Genomic DNA, 3,728 nt, shown 5'->3' with positions numbered 1-3,728 from the left:
TAGTGCGCTGGGTTATCGCTCGCCACGGGAATATCTGCGGCAGCGGGCTTGTAATGGGTTAAGTGATAACAGATGTCTGGAAATATAGGGGCAAATCCAGGAGCCCAACGCTCAGGGTAATCGGCGAAAGTGAATGTTGGATAGACATTAGCAACCAGCCAGACCAATAGCCGTTGAAACTGCTGACGTTCGGCGCGCCCAACCGGTGGCGCAAGGTCCGGGCGACGATCGAGAACCATCAATGCAATCGCCGCTGTCTCCGTCATAATCTCGTCATTTTCCAGCGCCAGTGTCGGAATCTGACACAACGGGTTCAGGGTTTTCAATAACTCGCGTGAAGTTCCCTCGTGGTCAAAACCACTGACATCAACGAACTGATAAGGAATATCAGCCAGTGTTAGCATCAGCTCACTGATTGTAGAGCCCCATCCGGGTACGCCATACACCTTAATCATATGCCCCTCACAATCTTTTAAAGATTAAGTGTAGGACAGTACACAGGTTAACCAGCAAAAGTATTTGTCATTTTTTCGTCAGTTGTATGAATCCCCTTCAGGATTGTAAGGGGATGTTTTGCATCGTATATCGATAACGGGTAGGATGCTGCGCCGATAGTTTTATACCCATAAAGAATAATGGTGATAACTATCATCGCCAGGATGAATAAATATTGTTCATGGCAACTTATATGACTTTTTCATTAAAGCAATCAGGGAGAGCAATGAGTAAACACGACACCGACACTTCAGATCAACACGCCGCGAAACGCCGCTGGCTTAATGCCCACGAAGAGGGGTATCACAAAGCGATGGGCAATCGCCAGGTACAGATGATCGCCATTGGCGGCGCGATTGGCACCGGCTTGTTTTTAGGTGCAGGAGCCCGACTGCAAATGGCGGGTCCAGCACTGGCACTGGTTTATTTAATTTGTGGCTTGTTTTCGTTTTTTATTCTGCGTGCATTGGGTGAGCTGGTGCTACACCGCCCTTCCAGTGGCAGTTTTGTCTCTTATGCCCGTGAGTTTTTGGGTGAGAAAGCCGCTTATGTTGCTGGCTGGATGTACTTCATCAACTGGGCGATGACGGGGATTGTTGATATCACCGCCGTCGCTCTGTATATGCATTACTGGGGTGCGTTTGGCGGCGTGCCGCAGTGGGTCTTTGCGCTCGCTGCACTTACCATCGTTGGCACCATGAATATGATCGGTGTGAAATGGTTTGCGGAGATGGAGTTCTGGTTTGCGCTTATTAAAGTGCTCGCCATTGTGACCTTTTTGGTCGTGGGTACAGTGTTCCTCGGTAGTGGTCAGCCGCTGGATGGCAACACCACTGGCTTTCATTTAATCACCGATAATGGCGGCTTCTTCCCCCACGGTTTGCTGCCTGCGCTGGTGTTGATTCAGGGCGTAGTGTTTGCTTTTGCCTCCATTGAAATGGTGGGTACAGCTGCCGGAGAATGTAAAGATCCGCAGACCATGGTGCCTAAAGCCATTAACAGTGTGATTTGGCGTATTGGCCTGTTTTACGTCGGCTCCGTGGTGTTGCTGGTTATGTTATTGCCGTGGAGCGCGTATCAGGCGGGGCAAAGTCCGTTCGTGACGTTTTTCTCTAAACTGGGTGTGCCATATATCGGCAGCATTATGAACATTGTGGTGCTGACCGCTGCCCTCTCCAGCCTGAACTCAGGTCTGTACTGCACCGGACGTATTCTGCGCTCAATGGCGATGGGCGGTTCCGCACCGAGTTTTATGGCGAAAATGAGTCGTCAGCATGTGCCGTATGCCGGGATTCTAGCGACACTGGTTGTGTATGTCGTCGGCGTATTCCTCAACTATCTGGTGCCGTCGCGCGTATTTGAGATTGTGTTGAACTTCGCGTCGCTGGGAATCATCGCTTCATGGGCGTTTATCATCGTGTGCCAGATGCGCCTGCGTAAAGCGATTAAAGAAGGCAAAGCAGCGGATGTCAGTTTTAAACTGCCTGGCGCGCCCTTCACTTCCTGGCTGACATTACTGTTTTTACTGAGTGTCCTTGTGCTGATGGCGTTCGATTACCCGAACGGGACTTATACTATCGCGGCGCTGCCGATTATCGGTATTCTGCTGGTTATAGGCTGGTTTGGTGTGCGCAAACGCGTTGCTGAAATTCACAGCACTGCGCCAGTCGTCGAGGAAGATGAAGAAAAACAGGAAATTGTGTTTAAGCCTGAAACGGCGAGTTAATTGCAAAATTGCCCGGCTACGTGCCGGGCAAATTCAGATTACTGACGAAAGTGCCGGATACGCCGTGATAAAAGGCAGGCAAGTCTCACCGTTTTCACCCTCGCCATATCTATTACAGCGCAATACGAATCACATCGTCTGGCTGGGTAGCTTCCTGCTGTTTAGTGGATTTTTGTTTCACACTGACATACAGCGTTTTGCCATCGGCAGACAGCGCCAGGCTGTTTGGATGAGTCGGCGTATCGAACATTTTCACCACTTTATAGCTTTTCGCGTCAATCACACTGACTTTACCTGCCTGACGATGCGTTACGTAGGCTTCATTACGCGCGGGGTTAAACAGCACAGCCAGTGATTCCGGTGCCGCAACCTTCGCCAGAATATTGCCATTACGGGTATCGACCACTAACACTTCTGCCGCTTTAGAATCGGTGATAAATGCACGCAGCCTGGCGGTATCAAGGCTGATGTTGATAAAGAAGTGCTCTTTGCCGTCATCCAGCAGCTTTTTACGGCTGAGGATTTTATTGTCGGCGGTGTCGATGGTAATCAATTCGCCGTCAGCGTTAGTGGTGTAAAGACGTTTGCCTTTGCTATCAAGCGCCAGACCGGTACTCATTTTACCGGTGTTCTGGATGGCGGTTTTCAGTTTGATATTCTCGCCATCAACGACCCAAATCACGCTCTCTTTACCAATACCACTGATGTAAACGGTGTTCGTGGCATCATCAGCTACCAGCTCACGCGGTTGCAGCGGGCGCACCTCTTCCGTGCGCTTACGATCATCCAGCACCAGACGGCCTTTCACTTCGCCCGTTTTGGCATCTATCGCCGTGACCGCGCTGTTTACGGTGTTACCAAACCACAACGTCTGAGTCGTGTTATTGATGGTGGCACCAAACGGCTTGAGATCGTTATGGATCGCCTGCGTCACTTCCAGAGTGACCGGATCAAGACGATAAACCACGCCACCTTTATCCAGTTTGCGGCTTTGCGAAGTGGCGAGCCACAGCGCGTTTTCTTGCTGGCTATAAGCCATTTCGTAGGCACCTTTACCTACCGCTTTACGCAGCATTTCTTCTGCGGCCTGCGTACTGAATGATGAAGCAACAAGCAATGAACCTAACAGTAATGAACCACGCAGGCGCGATGAAAACAGATGACGTAAATGCATGACGACTCCCTTTGATGAACCAATATTTTTGCTGCTTCACAATGCTTCGCTAAGCGTAATCATCGTCACGCTCTTGTTATAAATGGGAATGGTAATCATTATTTTCTCAAATGGGTAATGCTGCCAACTTACTGATTTGGTGTATGATGGTGATTTTAAGGTGCTTGCGTGGCTTCCATTTCCATCAGATGTCCTTCCTGCTCCGCTACTGAAGGCGTGGTGCGTAACGGCAAAAGCACTGCCGGACATCAGCGCTATCTCTGCTCTCATTGCCGTAAAACATGGCAACTACAGTTCACTTACACCGCCTCTCAGCCCGGTACGCACCAGAAA

The 3,728-nt window shown here is 50.0% G+C and carries 3 protein-coding genes and 1 pseudogene; 2 read left to right on the top strand and 2 right to left on the bottom strand.

The window, feature by feature from the left end; genetic code table 11:
* Positions 1-101: 101 nt before the first annotated feature.
* Positions 102-455 (bottom strand): annotated as a pseudogene (locus BGK49_RS10655) (glutathione S-transferase N-terminal domain-containing protein); the annotation flags it as partial.
* Between the two features lie 266 nt (positions 456-721).
* Here BGK49_RS10655 and ansP point away from each other — a divergent pair.
* Positions 722-2,221, top strand: coding sequence for an L-asparagine permease (gene ansP / locus BGK49_RS10650; RefSeq protein ID WP_001300590.1), 1,500 nt, complete (start codon positions 722-724; stop codon positions 2,219-2,221).
* Between the two features lie 112 nt (positions 2,222-2,333).
* Here ansP and yncE read toward each other — a convergent pair whose 3' ends face one another.
* Positions 2,334-3,395 (bottom strand): 7-bladed beta-propeller protein YncE, encoded by a 1,062-nt coding sequence (gene yncE / locus BGK49_RS10645; RefSeq protein ID WP_000550674.1) that lies wholly within the window; start codon positions 3,393-3,395, stop codon positions 2,334-2,336.
* A 168-nt stretch (positions 3,396-3,563) separates the two neighbouring features.
* Here yncE and BGK49_RS26395 point away from each other — a divergent pair.
* A partial coding sequence (locus tag BGK49_RS26395; protein WP_047664789.1) for an IS1 family transposase occupies positions 3,564-3,728 on the top strand: 165 nt, incomplete at its 3' end.

Source organism: Shigella sp. FC1544, from assembly GCF_001722145.1.
In the GTDB taxonomy this organism is placed as follows: Bacteria; Pseudomonadota; Gammaproteobacteria; order Enterobacterales; family Enterobacteriaceae; genus Escherichia; species Escherichia coli.
The sequence above is the reverse complement of the archived record's forward strand: the minus strand, read 5'-3'. Positions and strand labels throughout refer to the sequence as shown.